Origin of the sequence: Streptomyces sp. Je 1-369 (genome assembly GCF_026810505.1) — a bacterium.
GTDB lineage: Bacteria > Actinomycetota > Actinomycetes > Streptomycetales > Streptomycetaceae > Streptomyces.
Map to the genome: position 1 here is coordinate 7253247 of NZ_CP101750.1, position 18915 is coordinate 7272161.

At 67.3% G+C, this 18915-nt stretch carries 12 protein-coding genes; 6 read left to right on the forward strand and 6 right to left on the reverse strand.

Annotation, left to right across the window (positions count from 1 at the left end):
- Positions 1–296: 296 nt before the first annotated feature.
- The 4 genes from NOO62_RS32490 to NOO62_RS32505 all read right to left on the reverse strand — a co-directional run bounded on the left by NOO62_RS32490 (position 297) and on the right by NOO62_RS32505 (position 2751).
- A complete protein-coding gene (locus tag NOO62_RS32490; RefSeq protein WP_268774358.1) occupies positions 297–524 on the reverse strand; it encodes a hypothetical protein in 228 nt (75 codons plus the stop codon).
- A gap of 33 nt (positions 525–557) precedes the next feature.
- Entirely contained in the window at positions 558–785 is a 228-nt protein-coding gene (locus tag NOO62_RS32495) for a zeta toxin family protein (RefSeq protein ID WP_268774359.1), read from the reverse strand.
- Between the two features lie 324 nt (positions 786–1109).
- On the reverse strand, positions 1110–2207 hold the full coding sequence (locus tag NOO62_RS32500) for an FAD-dependent monooxygenase (protein WP_268774360.1): 1098 nt from the start codon (positions 2205–2207) through the stop codon (positions 1110–1112).
- A 127-nt stretch (positions 2208–2334) separates the two neighbouring features.
- Positions 2335–2751, reverse strand: a complete 417-nt coding sequence (locus NOO62_RS32505; RefSeq protein ID WP_268774361.1) for a hypothetical protein — start codon at positions 2749–2751, stop codon at positions 2335–2337.
- Positions 2752–3251: 500 nt separating this feature from the next.
- Between NOO62_RS32505 and NOO62_RS32510 the strand changes: the two genes are divergently transcribed.
- Together NOO62_RS32510 and NOO62_RS32515 are read left to right on the forward strand one after the other, a co-directional pair.
- Positions 3252–3893: a hypothetical protein gene (locus NOO62_RS32510; RefSeq protein WP_268774362.1), complete on the forward strand. Its 642-nt coding sequence runs from the start codon at positions 3252–3254 to the stop codon at positions 3891–3893.
- Positions 3894–4054: 161 nt separating this feature from the next.
- The gene (locus NOO62_RS32515) at positions 4055–4777 is read left to right on the forward strand and encodes a hypothetical protein (RefSeq protein WP_268775886.1); all 723 of its coding nucleotides are present in this window, start codon (positions 4055–4057) and stop codon (positions 4775–4777) included.
- Between the two features lie 876 nt (positions 4778–5653).
- On the opposite strand, the gene NOO62_RS32520 is transcribed toward NOO62_RS32515, so the two are convergent.
- Both NOO62_RS32520 and NOO62_RS32525 read right to left on the reverse strand, forming a co-directional pair.
- Positions 5654–5857: a hypothetical protein gene (locus NOO62_RS32520; protein ID WP_268774363.1), complete on the reverse strand. Its 204-nt coding sequence runs from the start codon at positions 5855–5857 to the stop codon at positions 5654–5656.
- 59 nt (positions 5858–5916) lie between these two features.
- A complete protein-coding gene (locus NOO62_RS32525) occupies positions 5917–11871 on the reverse strand; it encodes an RHS repeat domain-containing protein (protein WP_268774364.1) in 5955 nt (1984 codons plus the stop codon).
- A gap of 884 nt (positions 11872–12755) precedes the next feature.
- On the opposite strand from NOO62_RS32525, the gene NOO62_RS32530 reads away from it, so the two are divergent.
- The 4 genes from NOO62_RS32530 (at position 12756) to NOO62_RS32545 (ending at position 18902) form a co-directional block, all read left to right on the forward strand.
- Positions 12756–15782 carry an FG-GAP-like repeat-containing protein gene (locus NOO62_RS32530; protein ID WP_268774365.1) on the forward strand — a complete coding sequence of 1009 codons (3027 nt, stop codon included), beginning with the start codon at positions 12756–12758 and terminating at the stop codon, positions 15780–15782.
- 305 nt (positions 15783–16087) lie between these two features.
- Positions 16088–17395, forward strand: coding sequence for a 4-carboxymuconolactone decarboxylase (gene pcaC, locus NOO62_RS32535; protein WP_268774366.1), 1308 nt, complete (start codon positions 16088–16090; stop codon positions 17393–17395).
- Positions 17396–17459: 64 nt separating this feature from the next.
- Positions 17460–18092 carry an MBL fold metallo-hydrolase gene (locus NOO62_RS32540; protein ID WP_268775887.1) on the forward strand — a complete coding sequence of 211 codons (633 nt, stop codon included), beginning with the start codon at positions 17460–17462 and terminating at the stop codon, positions 18090–18092.
- Positions 18093–18122: 30 nt separating this feature from the next.
- Positions 18123–18902, forward strand: a complete 780-nt coding sequence (locus NOO62_RS32545) for an exodeoxyribonuclease III (protein WP_268774367.1) — start codon at positions 18123–18125, stop codon at positions 18900–18902.
- Positions 18903–18915: the final 13 nt, after the last annotated feature.

The window sequence follows — 18915 nt, forward strand, 5'->3', positions numbered from 1 at the left end:
AGCATCGCGGCATTGACGAACGCGGCCGCGCTCAAGGGGGCGATCTCGAGTGCGGGCTCCTCCTGCAGGTGGGCTTACCGCGCAGGGAGCGCAGGATCATCCGCGGCATGGTCGTCCTGCCGGACCCGGGCCGACCCAGGAGGTGGACCACGAAGGGCTTCTCCTGCGGGCTGGTGCGCGCGGCGAGGTCCGGCAGGATCAGGTTGTCGAAGATCCACCGGTGTTCCTCTCCGGTCAGCCGGTGGTAGTCGACGCCGGGCGCCTCACTCCTGGGCTGGGCGATCCGCCGGACAGGCTCAGCCGGTGCGGCGGTGCGGCGGTGCGGCGGTGCGGCGGTGCGGCGGTGCGGCGGTGCGGCGGCGCGGCGGCGCGGCGGCGCGCTCCGCGTTCCGCCGCACCGCCGGGGCCCAGTCCTGGGGAAGAAGCGGGGCGTGGGCGCGCCGGTCGGCCAGGTGCCCGGCCTCGATGTCCCCCAGGACATCGGTCAGGGCACTGGCGCAGGCGTCATGGTTGTTCCAGGTCACGTACCGGGCCCGGCCTTCTTCGGCCAGATGCAGCTAGCGGTCCAGCACCCCGAGCCGGCTGACCGCCTCCGGCACGGCCAGGGCCACGAACTCGATCCGGTACCCGGTCTCGCGGTAGGCGGGGGCCGCGGCTTTGAAAGCGGCCGGGTCGGCCGGCGCCTCCTCAACCACCACGTGGTAGCGGTGTCCACGGGCATGGCCCTCGATCTCGGCCTGCCACCGGTAGGTCTCGGGCCGCACCCGCACATCGGCCGTCCGCACATCCTCCGCCAGAAGCCTGCGGTAGACCGGTTGCCTGGCGCTGATGAAAGGTGAGGACGGTGCCCGGCTTCAACAGTTCGGCCTGCATCAGTGCGGCGAGGGGCCCGTGCGGGATGACTGGTGCGGTCGGCCCGGTGGGGGAGTCGCCGCCGAGGGACAAGGTGACGTGGATGGTGTCGTCGCCGGTCGCGCTCGTGAGACGGGCGACGACGGCGGGATGGGGGGCGGACATACGGCTCCGAGTCCCGTGGACCGGCACCTGTTCAGGGCCGAAACAGCCTATCCAGCCGAAAACTCATGCCGACGCCAGGTCTTGAGTCGGGATCAGGCGGTGGGCGAGGCGGTGATCATCCAGTGGGTGAAGGCGGCGTAGCGCTCGGCGGACTCGGCGGCTCCGTCGGCGTGCTCGATCGCGGCGGAGTGCTGACGCACCTCTTCGAACCGGGACCGGCGTACGCTCTCGTAACGGGCGAGGGCAGTAGCCGTGGCGGATCCCCTCACCAACTCGGCGCGCAGCACTCCGGCGTCCTCCATGCCCAGGGTGCCGCCCGCCGCGATGTGCGGGGACAGGCCATGTGCGGCGTCCCCGATCAGGGCGACCCGGTCCGTGGTCCAGCGTCGCAGCTCGGGGACGAGCATGATCTGGTTCTCCAGGATGGATTCCTCCGGCGTCGCGGCGATCATCTCCAGGAGCTCGTCGTGCCAGCCGGACTCGGCCACGTTGCGGGCCCGAAGAAGTGCCCGGTCCCTCTTGTTGCCGACCAGTTGACCAGCGTTGAACTGGCCCACCCACCACATGGTTTGGCCCGGCGCCACCCGGGTGTAGCCGCCTCGGGTCCGCGCGTGCCCGATGGTGACAAACGTGCCCTCCGTCCGCTCGTCCCCGGAGGGCAGCACTGCCCGCCAGGCGAAGTTGCCGGTCTGCGCGACTGCCGCACTGCCGGGCACGAGAGCGGTGCGCACGTCGGAGTGCACACCGTCCGCACCGATCAGCAGATCCGCCCGCAGCGGCGCACCGTCGGCGAGGTGCACTTCCACGTGTGTGTCGTGCTCGGTGAAGCCGGTGACGTGTGTTCCCAGCCGGATCCGGTCCCTGCCGACGGTGTCGGCGAGGAGGTTGTTCAGGTGCGGCCTCGGCACCATGAGAAACCGGTGGGCGGCCGGATCGTAACCGGCCGCACGCATCGGGTGTCCGGCGGCGTCAAGGAAACGGGCCTCAACGGTCTCACCCATCCGCCGGACGTCGTCACCGACGCCCAGGGTGTCCAACTCCCGCAGCGCGTTGGGCCACAGGGCAATGCCGGCCCCGGCGGCCCGCACCCGCGTCGCGTGCTCCAGCACGATGACCTCATGCCCGATCAGCTGCAGCGAAGCCGCGGTGGTGAGCCCGACCAGGCCCGCTCCCACGATCACAGTGCGCATCGTTCCTCCCCTTGCCATCCAGTACTGCCGTGGCGAGATCAGCCGACGACTGCGAGGACGGGCAACCAGGCGCTCGCCTGCCGGACGCGGCAAAGCTCATCCTCTTCACCGAAAGTAACACTAACGGTTAGCTTTTCCTAACGGTTATGTTTGTGTGTGGGATGCAGTCCGTCGCGCAGGGCCGGCAGGGCGCGATGAGGGTCGATGTCTGCAGGGGGTCTTCGCCGGGTGCGTCCGGATTGCCGCCGGGGAACTGCCAGAGTCTCGAGCCGTAGACCGAGCGGAGCTGGCCGGGCCGGGCAGGGCGGGGGTCGAATGCGAGGGCAAGAACGCCGATGTCTTCTTTGGCCGGCGGATAGATGCTGCGGAGGTTGGCGAGCAGTTCGCCGGGCGGGCTGTCCGGGTCGATGTGCGCGGTTTCCTCCGAGTTGAGCAGATCGTCGAAGGAGGCGTAGTACCGCCCGAGCAGGTGCATGTGGCGCTCAGGGGCTACGTCTCTGGCCGCCGGGAGGGCTGGGATTGTCTGCTGGGAGTTGTCAGGCATACGTGCCTCCGTGCAGCCGTAATGGGGAGCGGTCATCCGACCAGGGGCGGGGTTTGCGGCCAGGGACAGACGGATCTCGTGCACCGTGTGGGCCTTGGGAGGAATTGCTCTGGGCGGGGCCGTGTTCATGGCCGGGCATACTCCTGGTTAATCGCGCGAAGAACAGGCCACCTCTTCCCCTGCTGTCCTAACCAGTAAGCCGAGCGCCAGCGCAGGACGGCGGCGCCTGGGCCGAGAGGGATGTCTCACCGCGGCGAGGCCCGAGCCCTCGTTCGTCCTCGTCCCCGGGCCCAACCCGCTCGCCTTTCGGGCCGCCGAGGAACAGGTGTTTGGGAATCTGAGGGAGGGACAGGCGTAGTGAAATCGCCGCGGACCCCACTTGACCCGGCGGTTCGGCATGGCTACGTCTCAGCCGAAGCCCGACCCGCTCTCATCGTCACCGGGTGGTCACAGATAGCGTTGCTTCGCTCGGGCTAACCCTCATCTCACCGGAGACAACAGTGACTCGCTCGCCCCGGCTCGTCGCGGCCGCGCTCACCGCATCCGCGGCCCTCTTGCTGACCGCCTGCGGCGGATCGGACGACAGCAAGGACAACGACAAGGTCGCCGGCGCTGACGCGGGCAGCGAGAAGTCGGCTTCGTCGTCGCCGTCCGCGTCGACAGATGGGGCCGATCGGCCGGAGATCAAGCTGCCCAAGACGTTCCAGGCGAACTTCGAAGGTTGGACGAACAGTGATCCGAAGCTGCAAGCAATCCTGGACGATGGGAAGGGCCGCCTGCGGGCCGGATATGCCGCCATTATGGCGGGCGATCCGCAGTTCAGCGCGATGAAGTTCTACAACACGGGCACAGCCCTCAAGTCCGGACCCGAGTGGGTAAAGACGTACAAGAATCTCACCCTCAAGGGAAGCGTCCGCGTCTTCCACCCCCAAGTGCATGTGAGCAATGAAGGGTTCGGCGTCCTCTTCTACTGCGTGGACGAGGCCAAGGGCTACACCCGGAATCTCAAGACGGGCAAGGTTTCAGGTACGCCGGAAGGCGAGAACCCCAAGATCCAATACCGAACACGACTGGACAGGAACGCCCAGGGTGTTTGGCAGACCTCGACCGTGGAGACCGACGAGGGAGGTTGCGACCGGTGACATCCCTCCGGCGTTCCGTCCCTGGAACCTTGGTGCTACTCGCTGCCGCAGCTATCGGGTTCCCCTCACCAGCACTGGCCATCGGCGACGGAGGGAAGGAGTCACCATGAGGCGGAGGGACACATGACTCCGTGGAGGGCGACGCCTCCGGCAAGGATCTGATGGCATCGGTGTCCAACTCGAAGATCAAGCTCACGTACCCCGGCGGCCAGACGGCGAAGGCGTCGGTGGGCGAGCTGAAGTCCGTGGACCCCACCTGGGAGCCGCCAGCCTGCTGGTACGAGCCGGTCTTCTCTCCGAAGCACCAGGACTCCAAGGCGTGGGACTGCGGCCGGATCATGTTCTGGCAGGACGCCGGCACCATCCCCAAGGACAAGAACGCCCCCACGCCTGAGACTCTCGCCACGTTCGCGTACGACAAGGTCAAGGTCCCCGACACCGAGGTCGAGCTGAAGCCCGAGGGCAAGTCGACGGTGAAGCTGCCCACTTGGGCGTGGCTGGACAAGGCGACCTTCAAGGACGTCACAGTCCGCGCGGACCTGCCCGGCACCGGCCTGTGGGCGGTGACCACGGCCAAGCCCGTTGCCCTCCATCTGGAGCCGGGCACCGAGGATGCGAAGACCTTCCCCGCTTCCGGCGACTGCCCGGTCAATGAGGATGGCTCCATCGGTGACCCGTACAAGAAGGGCAATGCCGGGCAGGATCCGCCGTGCGGGATTCAGTACCTCGGCGCCACGAGCGGCGAGCCGTACGAGCTGAAGGCGTCGATCACCTGGGAGATCTCCTGGGAGGGCACGGGCGGCGCAAAGGGCGATCTGCCGGATGGCACCTTCGAGACCACCCAGGATATGAACGTCCAGGAGATCCAGTCCATCAACCGCTGACCGAGACTGCAGGCCGGTCCGGTCTGCACGCGTCGGCGCATCACGCGTAGAACCATCTCGGCCAACGGGGGCGGGCAGGCATGTCGGACCTGAAGAAGGACGCAGTACCGCTTTGACGGGCCGGAAGACGCCCCAGTCCTTAATTTGGGTTCCTCCCTCGGGACAACATGGCACAGGTGGGCGAATGCGTCTCGCGGTGTCTAGGTAGTCCAGGTCAGGGGCGTAAGTGCAGGTCAGGGCCTTGTGGTCCGGGTGCATCTACATGGTTGGTGACTTATTTGTGACTGGTGTGACTCACAGAAGCCCCCGCCGGATCGAGTCCGGCGGGGGCTTCTGCGTGCACGGGGTCACGCTGGTGGGCTGGCTCGGTAGATTCGCTTGCGCCCCACCGAGACGGCCCACCATCACCCATCCGAAAATCCGAAGTTGGCGTGGCGAAGACCTCTCCCCAGGGCCAGGGAGTGAGGTCAAAAGGAACGCGAAGAATCGGTCGGCGAGATCTGCGACGTTGCGCGCGATAAGGATTCCGATAGCGATCATTGCCGCATAGAAGATCCATTGCTGCTCATGATGGAGATACCGCCGTTGAAGCCGACAGATGGTGTCTCTGATCCTTTGCTGAGGCTGACTCCGAAGTCGCTCTTTCCGTCCGGCCCAGCCGATCCGCTGAGGCACATGTCAGTCGTGTCCCCGCTGAAGCTCTGGGCTAGCTTCTTACGCTTGTCCGTGATCCAACCGCCCGCCTTCTTGTGCCCTTCCTGAACTACGTGTGCTCAACACGTACGGGCCGACCGAGCGGCGGGCCGGGCCGGTCCGGGGCGTACGGCGCGGCCCACCGCGAGGTGCTAATTATAAAAGGCTGACAGCTCTTCAAGCTCAACTCGCGAAAAGCTCCAGCGAGATCCCCAGTACAGACAGCATCACGATCCCTGCACCGATGATCCGCAGAGTTCCCGCCTTCGATCCGTCAGCATGACCGAATAGAGTCTGCGCCACGAATATCGAGAACCATTCAGCAGCACCCTTCACATTCGCAGCCAAAATAAAGCCGATGACTCCGAAGATCGAAAGGAAGAACATTAACCACACCTAACCTGTAAGACTTCGCCACGAGTGCAGCGCCAACCATGCCCGGACCATCACCAGGTGAACCACTTCCAGGCTTTGGTTTTACTCGTGGTGACACCGGCTTCCGCACCTGCTGCTGCGCCGACGCTCAAGGATGTCGAGCCTACAGGTCTTCCGTAGTCATTGGTCGTCCCGATTCCTCGCTCGTGGGCGAGGTAAGCGCCGGGCCCCCAACCGCCACCAATGCTTCCACCCCACCCATCTCCTTCAAGTTGTTTGAGTGACGTCGCATTGCTGCCCATCATTCCCACCGTCAGGCTTCCTCCAACTGAGGGCGTCTCCGATCCCCTGGAAAAGGAGAATCCGTAGTCACTCTTCCCGTCGGGTCGCTTGGTTCTGACGAAGCATCCGGTCGCTGCTCCACCAAATCCAACACCGATAGAGCCACTGAGACATACTCCGTTGGTATCTCCCATGTACGCCTCCCACACCTTCTTGCCCTTGTCCGCGAACCATCCGCCCACCTTCTTGTACAAGGGCTGGGACGCCTTCTTGACCTGGTCCGCCTTGCGCCGTTGTTCGTCCGCGCGCTTCTGGGCGGCACGTGCGGCGGCATCGGCGCGTGCCCTGGCCTTCTGGGCTTCGTAGGCTCGGCTGCTGGATTTGTTATAGGCGGAGTAGGAGAAGCTTGAGCGGCTGCGTTCCGCACGTGACTGCTTGCTGTATGCCCGTCCGAAGGGGGTCCGGGTCCAGGCGATGTACCGGCGCACCGTCTTCACCACGTACTTGACGGCTTTAACCATCTTCATCAGGCCGAAGAAAAACTTGCCGTCAGGATCGGCGTGGATGACCGGGTTGTTGTTGCCGTACGTGTAGCCGTGCATCTGCTGCGGATCGGCCGCGTCGATGACGGGGTCGACCGAGATGAACCGGCCGAGTGTGGGGTCGTATTCGCGGGCTCCGAGGTGGGTGAGTCCGGTGTTGTCGATCGTGCCACCGACGAAGCCTCGGGTGCCGGGCCAGTTGACGTTCTGTTCGCCGCGCGGTGTGCCGAAGATGTTCATCTTGCGGCGGGTGACCGCCTGGCCTGCGGCGAGGAGGACGGCTGCGGTGGCGGTGCCGGTGTGGTCGTTGAGGAGGATGCTGGTCTGGTTGCTCGCCTTGACCGCGACCGTGTCACCCCCCGCCGCGTAGTGGCGGGTCGATGATTTCGTGCCGTTCGCTTCGGCGGTCAGTTCGTTGCCGCCCGGCAGGTAGAGCGTGTTGCGTGCCGGTGTCTTCGCGATGAGACGATTGCCGTCGGCGTCGTAGACGTATTCCGTCTTCTGGCCCGACTTGGTCGCCGTTTCCAGGTGGCCTTCCTCGTCCCAGGTCATGTCCTGGGTGGTGCCCGCGAGGGTGCGCTTGGTGGTGTTGCCGGTCTTGTCGTACGCGTAGGTGTCGGTGGTCTTCTTGCCTGCCTCCTCGGTCGACACCCCGGTGAGCTGGCGCTTGGTCGCGCCGTTCTGGCCGTAGTGGTAGGTGCGGGTGATGTCGTTGGCCGTCAGGACGCTGCCTTCGACCTTGTGCTGGGTCTCGGTCTGGCGGTTGCCGATGGCGTCGTAGGTGTAGGAGTGCCAGTAGGCGTCGGGACCGCCGACCTTGGGCTTCTCGCCGCCGGTGCCGCCGTCAGCGTCGGGCTTGGCCTTGCAACTGTCGGTGGCGGTCCAGGCGTTGGTGATGCGGCGCAGCGCGTCGGTGGTGAAGCACTGCGTGTCCTTGGAGCGTGCCTCGTCCTGGCCGATGGCCGTGTCGAGGCGGGTGATGTTGCCCGCCAGGTCGAAGGTGTAGTGGATGTCGTCGACGCGCGACGGCCCGGTCTCGCGGTCGGTGGTGGTACGAGCCACGTTGCCCGTGTGCTCGTCGTACTCGTTCGTCTGCCACACCTTCTGGCCCTTGCGCCCGTACTCGGTGCGCAGGACCTGGCCGTACGGGTTGTATGTCCTGTTGTTGATCAGGACTGAGGCGGTGGTGCCTGCGCCGACGAGTTGGTCCTGGGGGCCGTAGCGGTAGGTGAGGTTCTCGAATATCTGGCCGGGCAGGGCGGGTTGGCGGATCCAGTCCTGCAGGCCGGTCTGCGCGTTGTACCCGGAGGTGAAGGCGTACGTGCCGGCCAGAGTGCCCTCGCGGGCGGGGACGGTGACCTTGGTGCCGGTCGGCTGGTAGCGGTCGTTGAGTGCGGTGATCTCGTTGGTGTAGTCCTGGCCGCCCTCGTGGCGGACCGACTTCGTCAACTGGCCCTTCGCCAGGGTGTCGTAGGTCCAGGTGGCCCGGGTCGTATTGCCTTGCTTGAGGGTCGTCTTGCGGCCCAGCGCGTCGTAGCCCGTCGTCAGGGCCTTGCCGGCGGCGTCGGTGACGGTCGTGGGGCGGTCGAGGCTGTCGTAGGCGGTGGTGTAGGTGTCCTTGTCCGGGTCGTCGACCTTGACCGCGCGGTCGCGGTGGTCGTAGTGATACGTCCACTTCGCGCCGGTCGGGTCGGTGACCGTCTTCTGCTTGCCCGACGGCGTGTAGGTGTACTTCGTCGACTGGGACTTGGTGCGGTCCGCGTTCGTGTACTGGATCAGCTCTGTGGTCTGGTCGCGTACGTCGGTCACGGTGGTGGTGGCGGTGTCGCCCTTGGGCGGGATCACCGTCACCCGGTCGCCGCCGTACTGGGTCGTCGTGCGCGAGACCTCGTCCCCGTACTTCTCCTTGATCTGCGCCGTGGGCCGTCCCGCGCCGTCGTAGGTAGTGCGGGTCGCCTTCGGGGTCTTGGTGTCGTCGCCCGTCACCAGTTCGCCGGACGGGTCCCCGTTGGCGTAGTAGCCGTCGTAGGACTTCCACTCCAGGCCGCGGGAGTCGTAGAGCTTCTCGGCGATGATCCGGCCCTGGCCGGTCGCAGCGGGTGTCTGAACCTCACGTTCGCGGCCCAGACCGTCGGCGAAGGCGTAGTCGGCGCGGTAACTTCCGTTGCGCTGCAGCGTCTTGGTCTCGGTTACGTTCGGGCCGGTCTTGGTCACTGTGTAGGCGAACTGCCGGCTCGGGGCGTCGGCGTGGTCCTTCTTGGGCCAGCCCGGCTCCCATACCTTCACGGTGCGGCCGAGGCCGTCCAGGACGGCCTCGGTGCGCTTGCCGTTCGCGTCGACCGACGCCACCGGCGCACCGCGGCCCGCGTCGTTCTCCGCGGTCTCGGTGTGGCCGAGCGGGTTGGTGGTCACCTTCTTGGCCGCCGCGTACAGGGTCGAGGGGGTGTACGCGGTGGTGGTCTTCTGATCGGCGGCGTCGAGGGTCTCGGTGACGCGACCGTGCTGGTCTACCTTGTTCCGCTCCACCGTGACGAATCCGGTTCCGGCGGCGTTCTGTTCGTCGACCCGGGTGACGTCGCCCTTGTCCGGGGCGGCCCCCAGGGTCTTGTCGTCGAAGTAGGTGCGCGTGTCGGAGATCAGGTCGTCGGGGAGTTTGGGGTCGGTGCCGCACACCTTGGCCACGGTCTTGACCGCGGAGCTGAACTCCAGCATGTTCTTGGCCGTGTTGCGGGCGTAATTGGTGAACGTGCAGGTCTCGTCACCGGACTTGGCGGTGTCGCCCAGGTCGGACTCGCGAGAGAGCATGCCGTAGGAGTCGAAGGCCCGCTCGACCTTGGTGCGCTGCCAGTCCGTGCCGACCTGGGTGCGCCCGGCCTCGATCCGGGCCTCCTGGACGTGGAACGCCTCAAGGTCCGGCAGGCCGTCGCCGCGCTTGTGGGTGGCCGTCGCGGCCGACTTCCACGGGGTGGAGGCGGACGCTTCGATGATCTTGCTGTCGTTGAGCGTGGCCTCGTCCCGGGTCATCCCGGCGAAGGCGGGGTGATCGTCGACCTCGTTACCCTCGCTGTCGGCGACCTTCGCGCCGGGGATGCCACGGAAGAAGCGGGCCTCACTGACCTGCTTGGCTCCGTCCGTGCCAGCGCCGACCGAGGTCTTCACGCGGGCGTAGCCGCGGAAGTCGGAATGGGTGCGGTACTTGGCCTCGGTGAAGGCGTCGTCGCTCTTGGCCCAGGCCACGCCACCGGTGTAGGTGTAGTCGGTCTGCTTCGCGATGGCACCGCCGACCTTGTCCTCCTCGCGGACCTGGGTGACGGCGTAGGTGTGGAACCAGTCCTTGACCGGCTTGTAGTCGGCGCCGGGGGAGTCCGGCGAGGACCAGTACACCGGGTAGCAGCGCTTGGTGTTGCCCTGCTCGGACGGCAGGCTGCCGCGCGTGCACTCGGGGTCGCTGTAGGTGGCGGCGATGGTGCCGCCCATCTCGTTGTGGATCGCCTGTACCCGGTAGCGGATCAGCGGAGGGATACCGTCGCCGGTCGCATCCACCCGGTTGGCGAGCTGCTTGCCGATGAACGTGATCGGCGGCAGCGCTGTGGCCGTGCCACCGGTGTAGCCGGTTCGTTTGATCGACTTCAGCCACAGGGCGGGGGAGGAGCCATCTCCGGTGGAGGGGAAGCTGTGGCCGAAGGCCCAGGTGTCGACCTTCTGGTACGTGTTCCCGACGCGGACCTCACTGGTGATGGACGCGATGCGCTTACGCGACCAGAACGAAGGGCTGTAGCGGTTCTTGCACTCGATACCGGGCGCGCAGTACTGGTCGAACGGCACGTCCGGCCAGTGCTTGGCGTTGGCGGCGGTGAACTTGTCGGCCGCGCAGTCGAACGAGCCGGACTTCACACACCGCTCCGCCGCCCTGAAGGTGACCTTCGCCGCAGGAGTGCCGGTGTAGAGGTTGTTGGAGCGCAGCCCGTACTCGATGCGCTTGAGGTAGCCGCCGCGCGTGTACGGGGTCGCCGTCGACTTGCCGGTGGAGAGCTGGACGTTGCGGCCGTAGTGGTTCTGTTCCTTGGACCAGTAGTAGGCCATGGCGTCGCCGTGCGGGTTCACCACGTAGTCCAGATTCCAGCGCCACGCCTGCTGGCACCACGCGGAGGCGAAGTCGGCCTTGTGGCAGGGCTCGCCGGAGTGGTTGCCGAACACCGGCACCGTCCAGGTCGAACCGGTCGTCTCCTTGCCGTCGGCGTGGCCGGGCAGCTTGTGGCGGCCGAAGAAGTACTGCACACCGGCGGTGTCGGTGACCTTCCAGTACTCGCCGTCATTGTCGCCGTTGCCGAGGGAGGCGTCCTTGAGGTGTTCGACCTTGCTGCCGTCGTCCTGCTTGAGCTTCCAGGCGCTGGTCTTGTCGTCCTTCACCAGTTCGTTGGTGGAGCCGCCCAGTGAGAGAACGGCGTTGTCTCCGGCCCAGCAGAGGTCGCCGTTCTTGGCCTTGTTCGTGCCGCCCGCCATGTCGGCGCTGCATGCCTTGTAGCGGCGCTCGATGAAGCCGGGCTCCAGGGTGAAGCCGTCACCGACGTTGTTGGCCTGGTTGTTGGTGGCCGCGGTGCGTCCATCCACGGCGGACGAGTTGTAGGCCAGTGACAGCTCTGGACCCAAGTCGCCTGCGGCGTCGGGGGTTTCGAGGTCGTAGGACCAGGTGAAGGCGCCCGAGGAGTCGCCGGCCTGCCAGTTGCCTGAGGGCGACAGCGAGGTCGCTTTATAGTCGCCGCTGGAGCCCGCCGGCTTCGAGGTCACGGCGAAGAGGGACCGGACCTTGAGGGGCTTGGACACCGACTGTTCGGACGCCGACTGTTCGGACGCCGACTGTTCGGGTGTCGGCGGTTCGGACGCCGACTGCTTCTGCGGCGGCTCTGCCTCGCCCGGCTCCTTGTCCATCTCCGAGGCAGAGTCGCCCTCAAGGGCTACCCGGGCCGTCAGCTGGGACTTGTCGCCGTCGTTGTCGACTGCCTTGAGCGGGGTCGGTGTGCAGTCACCGTTGCCCTTGCCCTTGCTCCCGTCCTTGTCCTTTTCTTTGCTGGTCTTGGACAGGGCGCACTCGGGCAGCTCCACGAGCGTCAGGCGGGAGGCCCAATCTCCGCCCATGGCATTGCGGAACTCGCTGTAATCGATGGACAATTGGGCGTCGCCGCCTGTGGAATCGACGGCCATAACCAGTCCGTCGATTCCGGCCCGTTCGGCGGCATTTCGATCCAAGACCTCGACGCCGACCTCGCCTGCCACGGGATTCGCATTCTCGGCGCTGCGTGGGGTGGGGGTCTTCGATACGCGGACCGGAAGCGCACCGGCCTTCAGGCTGACTTCACGCTTGTCAGTCATGTTTGCCTTGGCATTGCCAGGCCTGGGCCAGGCTGCGTCAGGGATGGACTTCCATTCCTTGCCCGCCGTCTCATCCTTGGCGACCCCTGGCGCCGCCGCCTTCGCTGTGTCGCCCACCTTTGTGACCGGCACCGGCGGAGTCTTCTGCAGTTCCGGCAGCGCCAGCGGAGAGAAGGCCAGCGCTTCGGCAGAAACCGTCCCCACCAGGAGAGTTGCTGCGGTGAACGACGTGACCGTTCGTACCGCGCCCCGACGCCACCATGCCCGTCTTGAGGGCTTGACTGTCGAGAACGCGCCTGGTGGCTCGTCGACTTCCCCGCGGACAGCAGTACGTGACACGGCGCAGACCTCTCCCCAAGGCGTAATCAGATGAACCGCGCCGACATTACACAGGCTTTACCTAGGTGCTTGACTGTTTCTAAGAGAGTTCTTACCTGCGAGGACTTTCGCCTGCCAGGTAGTTACCAAAGTCCTGAAAGTTAAGGACCAAAGACACTTTGAGCATCCGAACCACGATGCGGGGAATGGGATGTGACGGGTGTACGGGTGTGGGGTACGTTCCGCTGTGCTGATCCCAGGCGTCACGCCCTGGTCGAATTTCTGTGAAGGGACCCCTGTTGAGAACAGGCCGTCAACCCCGAAACTCCCGGCGTACGTTGCCTCGTATATCGTTGGCCTGCGCTCTGGCCACGGCCCTCGCCATTCCGGTTCTGGCCGTGTCGCAAGCTTCCGCGGAGCCCGGGCCAACCAGCCAGGAGCAGGCGAGGCAGGCAACCGGCGCGGAACCGGAGACGGCCGCATCGCGCAAGGCCGCACAGACAGGCGAACGGGTCGAAGTGCTCGCCCACCGCACCCAGTTCGACACGGTCTACGCCAACCCCGATGGCACCTTCACGGAGGAGACGGCGGCGGCGCCGGTCCGCGTGAAGCAGGACAACTCTCTGGTCGACGTCGACACCACCCTGCGTCTGCGGGACGGCGCGGTCCGTCCGAAGGCAGTCGACGTCGGCCTGGAGTTCTCCTCCGGCGGCGACGCGCCGTTGGTGACGATCACCCGCAACGATCGTTCCCTGACAGTCGATTGGCCGGGCCGGCTGCCCACCCCTCGCCTGGAGGGTGACACCGCCGTCTACCCGGAGGTGGCGCCGGGCATCGACCTGCGCATGCAGGCGGGCGTGGACGGCTATCAGCAACTGCTCGTGGTCAAGACCCGCGAGGCCGCCGACAACCCCCTGCTCAAGCAGGTCCGCTACGGTCTCGATGCCGACGGGGTGAGCGTCAGCACCGATCAGGCCGGCAACCTCACCGCGGTCAACCCCGCCGGGCAGGAGGTGTTCACCGCCCCGGCGCCCGAGATGTGGGACTCGGCCGGTGTCCCCGACACACAGCTGTCCACGGCCAAGACCAAGGCCGCCAGGACCAAGGACGTCGCCGCCCTGCTGAACGAGCAGGCGGACAAGCCCGCCACGCGCAGCGAGGACGTCTTCGAGCCCCGCTACGGCGCCACCACCACCCGTATGCCCCTCAAAGCGGGCAGCGATGAACTGGTCGTGACGCCGGATCAGAAGGTGCTGTCCGACCCGGACACCGTCTTCCCCGTCTACATCGACCCGACCGTATCCAGCCCCCGCCTGGGCTGGACCGCGGTCAGCAAGAAGCACCCCAGCACCTCGTACTGGAACCACTCCTCCAAGGTCGCCCGGGTCGGCCACGAGTCGGAGACCAGCGGCACCTGGCGCTCCTTCGTCCAGTTCGACCCGCGCAAGCTGCACGGCAAGCAGATCACCAAGTCCACCCTGCGCATCAAGAACACGCACTCCTGGTCCTGCACCAAGAAGCCCGTCGAGGCATGGCTGACCGGGGAGATCTCCTCGGCCACGACGTGGAACAAGCAGCCCGGTTGGTGGAAGAAGTACGCCACGGTCACCGACGCCAAGGGCTGGTCGTCCTCGTGCCCGGCCGGGAACCTGGAGTTCAACGTCAAGGGCGCCACCGCGGACGCCGCGGCCAAGAAGTGGAAGAAGATCTCCTTCGGGCTGCGCGCCAGCGAGAGCGACGTGCACGCGTGGAAGAAGTTCGACGCCTCCACCGCCGTGCTGTCCACCGAGTACAACTCGGTGCCGAACAAGCCCTCGAACCTGGACACGGTGCCCAGCATCCGAGTCAACAACACCTGCGGTGACAAGGGCACCTATGTCACCGTCGGCAACACCGACGTACAGCTGACCGCGAAGGTCTCCGACCCCGACGGCGGCAGCGTGACCGCACGCTTCCATCTGTGGCCCACCGGCAAGCACGACACCAGCCCTGGCATCGTCGTCAACCGCGACGTGAAGGTCACCTCCGGCAATGTCGCCCGCACTACCGTCTCCAAAGCCCTGCTCACCCAGCACCTCGGCGCTGCGAAAGGCAGCTACTCGTGGAAGGTGCAGGCCCGTGACGGCAAGGCCAACTCCGCCTGGAACCCCACCCAGGGTGCGCCCGGCTGCCGCTTCGCCTTCGACCCGAACCGGCCCAGCAACCCGCCCAGTATCACCTCCACCCAGTTCCCCGACGGACAGGACGGCTGGCCCGGGAACACCTCCCCCGCCCGCACCGAGGGCACCTTCACGCTGTCTTCCGCAGGCATCAAGGACGTCGTCAAGTACGAGTACTGGACCGACTGGGATCCCAAGGTCCGCTCCGTTAACACGCCTTCCGCAGGCGGCAGTACGAAGGTCAAGCTCACCCCGCCCTCGACCGGCCCCCAGCGCATCTTCGCCCGCTCCCTGGACAGGGCGAACAACAAGTCCGACACCCGCACCTACCTCTTCTACGCCAACCCCACCGGCAAGACCGATGAGCCCGGCGACCTCAACGGCGACGGCAACCCCGACCTGCTCGCCCTGCGCGACACCGGACAGCTGCGCATGTACGCGGGACAGGGCAATGGCCACATCGGCACCACCAGCGACGCCAGCACCCAGAACTTCACCGGCTCCCTGATCACCCGACGCGGCGACTGGACCGAGGACGGCTACGAAGACCTCGTCACCACCACTGGCGCCAAGGGCAGCCGACAACTGCACGTTCACCCCAACAACGGCTTCGGCTACGCCTGCACCAGTTACGGCGAGGAGGCGAACGGCTCCGCGTGCGGCGACGGACGCCGGGACCTGAGCCTGTACGACCCGGCCAACGACCACATCAAGAACGCCGACCAGATCCTGGCCATCGGCGACGTCGACGGCCCCACCGACCTGGACGGCAACGGCAAGATCGACGAATGGGACCTGCCCTCCTTCCCCGACCTGCTGGTCAAGGAAGGCAACCACCTGTGGCTCTACTTCGGCCATGCCACGGGCTACCTCGACGAATACGCCGAACCCGTCCTCGTCGGCGACGGCGGCTGGTCCGGATATGACCTCGCCGCCCCCGGCGACGTCACCAAGAACAACCACGTCGACCTGCTCGCACGTAAGCGCAGCACCGGCGAACTGTTCACCTACGAAGGCACCGGCCCGGACGGCGAAGGGCTCGGCTCCGGGGCACGCAAGCTGACGGCCACCGGCTTCACCCCCGCCGCCCGCCCCCTGCTCACCTCGGCCACGGACGCCGACAACGACGGCGTCCCTGACCTGTGGGCCACCACGAACGACACCAGCCGGGGGCTGCACTTCTACCCACGCCTGACGGCCGGTGGCCTCGGTGCTCCGGCCACGATCGGCACGGGCGGCTGGGACAAGATGACCGCCCTCGGCTGACGCCCGCGGACTGCGGTCTGCCTCTGCCGTCCGCGGTACGACGCGCAACTCGCATGACGAGTGGGGAGGCCCCGCGATGGGCCTCCCCACCTCCTCGAGCTGCGCGCCGCCACGCCCTCGGATCCCGGATCTTGCCGCGCGCACCCTAGTACCACCTCGACTCAGGACTTCACCCCGTGCACCACCGTCCCCACTCCCGCCACCGTCGCCTCCGCCCCCGCCCGAGAGGTCTTCAACCTGGTCAAGTCGGTCTCTACCGACCCCCTGTTATAGGGGCTGTCGTGACTGATGAGAGGGTCGGGCGGGTGAGCGAGACACCGAAGAACACCCTGCAGTACCGCTTCGACGGGCCGGAGGACGCCCCAGTCCTGATCTTGGGTGCCTCACTCGGTACCACATGGCACATGTGGGACCGCCAGATCCCCGACCTGATCCGGCAGTGGCGGGTGTTCCGCTTCGACATGCCCGGGCACGGCGGCGCGCCCGCGCACCCGTGCGGGTCCGTCGGGGAGCTCGCCGACCGGCTGCTCGCCACGCTCGACGAGCTCGGCGTGCACCGCTTCGGGTACGCGGGCTGCGCCTTCGGCGGTGCCATAGGGGCCGAGCTCGCGCTGCGGCACCCGCACCGCGTCGCCTCGCTCGCGCTGATCGCCGCGTCGCCGCGGTTCGGCACCGCCGACGAGTTCCGGCAGCGCGGTGTCATCGTGCGCAGCAACGGGCTCGACCCCATCGCACGCTCCGCCCCCGACCGCTGGTTCACGCCCGGTTTCGCCGCCGCGCAGCCCGCGATCACCGACTGGGCCGTGCAGATGGTGCGCACCACCGATCCCGGCTGCTACATCGCCGCCTGCGAGGCACTCGCCGCCTTCGACGTGCGCGCCGAGCTCGGTCGGATAGGCGTGCCCACCCTCGTGCTCGTCGGGTCCGAGGACCAGGTCACCGGGCAGGGGGAGGCCCGTACGCTCGTCGCCGGGATTCCGGATGCGCGGCTCGCCGTCGTACCCGGTGCCTCGCACCTCGCCCCCGTCGAGCAGCCCGCCGCCGTCACGGACCTCCTCGTACGGCACTTCTCCACCGCCTGGCAGCCCGCCCCCGACGCCACCATGGGCGGCCAGTCCGCGCTCGCAGCCGCGCCGCCGAAGCCCGTCCTCGGCCCGTCGCCCGCGCCCGTCTCGCCCGTCGCCGAGATCGGCCCCGTGGAGCAGCCCGAGGCCGTGCCGGGGAACGCGGGACCCGACCTGTACGACGCGGGGATGAAGGTGCGCCGCGAGGTCCTCGGCGACGCGCATGTCGACCGCGTGCTCGCCGCCGCCGACGACTTCTCGGGGGACTTCCAGGAACTCGTCACCCGCTACGCGTGGGGCGAGATCTGGAACCGGCCCGGCCTGGACCGCCGCTCCCGCAGCTGTGTCACGCTCACCGCGCTCGTCGCGGGCGGCCACCTGGACGAGCTGGCGTTCCACATCAGGGCGGCGCTGAGGAATGGTCTCACTCCGGCCGAGATCAAGGAGGTGCTGCTCCAGGCCGCCGTGTACTGCGGCGTTCCCGCGGCCAACGCCGCCTTCAAGATCGCTCAGGCCGTGATCCGTGAGGAAACCACGCCGCAGGAGTAGCAGGATGGGAGGCATGACGACATCTCCCGAATCTCCCGACAGCAGGGCCGGGCGCACGCCGCGCATGACGTTCACGAAGAAGTCCCACGCGTGCGTGCGGCTCGAAAAGGACGGGCGCACGCTCGTCGTCGACCCCGGCGGCTTCAGCGAGGAGGACGCCGCTCTCGGCGCCGACGCCATCCTCGTCACGCACGAGCACCCGGACCACTTCAACGAGGACCGGCTGCGGGCCGCCATGGAGGCCCGCCCAGGAGCCGAGATCTGGACTCTGAAGTCGGTCGCGGACCAGATCTCCGCGGCCTTCCCCGGACGCGTGCACACCGTCGGGCACGGCGACACGTTCACGGCCGCCGGGTTCGACGTCCAGGTCCACGGCGAACTGCACGCGGTCATCCACCCGGACATCCCGCGCATCACCAATGTCGGCTACCTCGTCGACGGCTCCGTGTTCCACCCCGGCGACGCGCTGACCGTCCCCGACCAGCCCGTCGAGACGCTGATGCTGCCCGTCATGGCCCCCTGGAACAAGATCTCCGAAGTGATCGACTACGTCCGGGAGGTCAAGCCGCAGCGCGCCTACGACATCCACGACGCGCTCCTCACCGACCTCGCCCGGCCGATCTACGACAACCAGATCGGCTCCCTCGGCGGGGCCGAGCACGTGCGGCTGACGCCGGGGGAGTCCGCGGATCTGTGACTGTCAGTGCCGCCCGGTAGGTTGTGAGGCATGCGCATTGCGACCTGGAACGTGAACTCGATCACCGCTCGTCTGCCGAGGCTCCTGGCATGGCTGGAGGCCACCGGCACGGACGTGCTGTGCATCCAGGAGACCAAGACGACGGCCGAGCAGTTCCCCGCCGAAGCGCTCCGCGAGCTGGGGTACGAGTCGGCGGTGAACGCGACGGGGCGGTGGAACGGCGTCGCGCTGGTCTCCAAGGTCGGCCTCGACGACGTGGTCAAGGGCCTGCCGGGCGGGCCGGGGTACGACGGCGCGGAGGAGCCCCGCGCGGTCTCAGCGACCTGTGGCCCCGTCCGCCTCTGGTCGGTGTACGTGCCGAACGGCCGCGAGGTCGACCACGCCCACTACGCGTACAAGCTCCAGTGGTTCGAGGCCCTGAAGGCGGCGATCGCCGAGGACGCGGCGGGCCCCCGCCCCTTCGCGGTCCTCGGCGACTTCAACGTGGCACCGACCGACGACGACGTCTGGGACCCGGCGCTCTTCGTCGGCGCCACGCACGTCTCCGAGCCCGAGCGTGCCGCCCTGGCGGCCCTGCGCGAGACGGGCCTCACCGACGTCATGCCCCGCCCCTTGAAGTACGCCCACCCGTTCACGTACTGGGACTACCGCCAGCTCGGCTTCCCCAAGAACAGGGGCATGCGCATCGACCTCGTCTACGGGAACGAGCCGTTCGCGAAGGCCGTCTCCGACTCGTACGTGGACCGGGAGGAGCGCAAGGGCAAGGGCGCGTCCGACCACGCGCCTGTCGTGGTCGACCTCGACGTGTGAGCTTTCCGCGTAC

Coding starts and splice junctions, on each gene's coding strand:
- NOO62_RS32500 (WP_268774360.1), bottom strand. CDS start 2,207: ATGCGCACTGTGATCGTGGGAGCGGGCCTGGTCGGGCTCACCACCGCG.
- NOO62_RS32505 (WP_268774361.1), bottom strand. CDS start 2,751: ATGCCTGACAACTCCCAGCAGACAATCCCAGCCCTCCCGGCGGCCAGA.
- NOO62_RS32515 (WP_268775886.1), top strand. CDS start 4,055: ATGGCATCGGTGTCCAACTCGAAGATCAAGCTCACGTACCCCGGCGGC.
- NOO62_RS32520 (WP_268774363.1), bottom strand. CDS start 5,857: ATGTTCTTCCTTTCGATCTTCGGAGTCATCGGCTTTATTTTGGCTGCG.
- NOO62_RS32525 (WP_268774364.1), bottom strand. CDS start 11,871: ATGGCCGTCGATTCCACAGGCGGCGACGCCCAATTGTCCATCGATTAC.
- NOO62_RS32540 (WP_268775887.1), top strand. CDS start 17,460: ATGACGTTCACGAAGAAGTCCCACGCGTGCGTGCGGCTCGAAAAGGAC.
- NOO62_RS32545 (WP_268774367.1), top strand. CDS start 18,123: ATGCGCATTGCGACCTGGAACGTGAACTCGATCACCGCTCGTCTGCCG.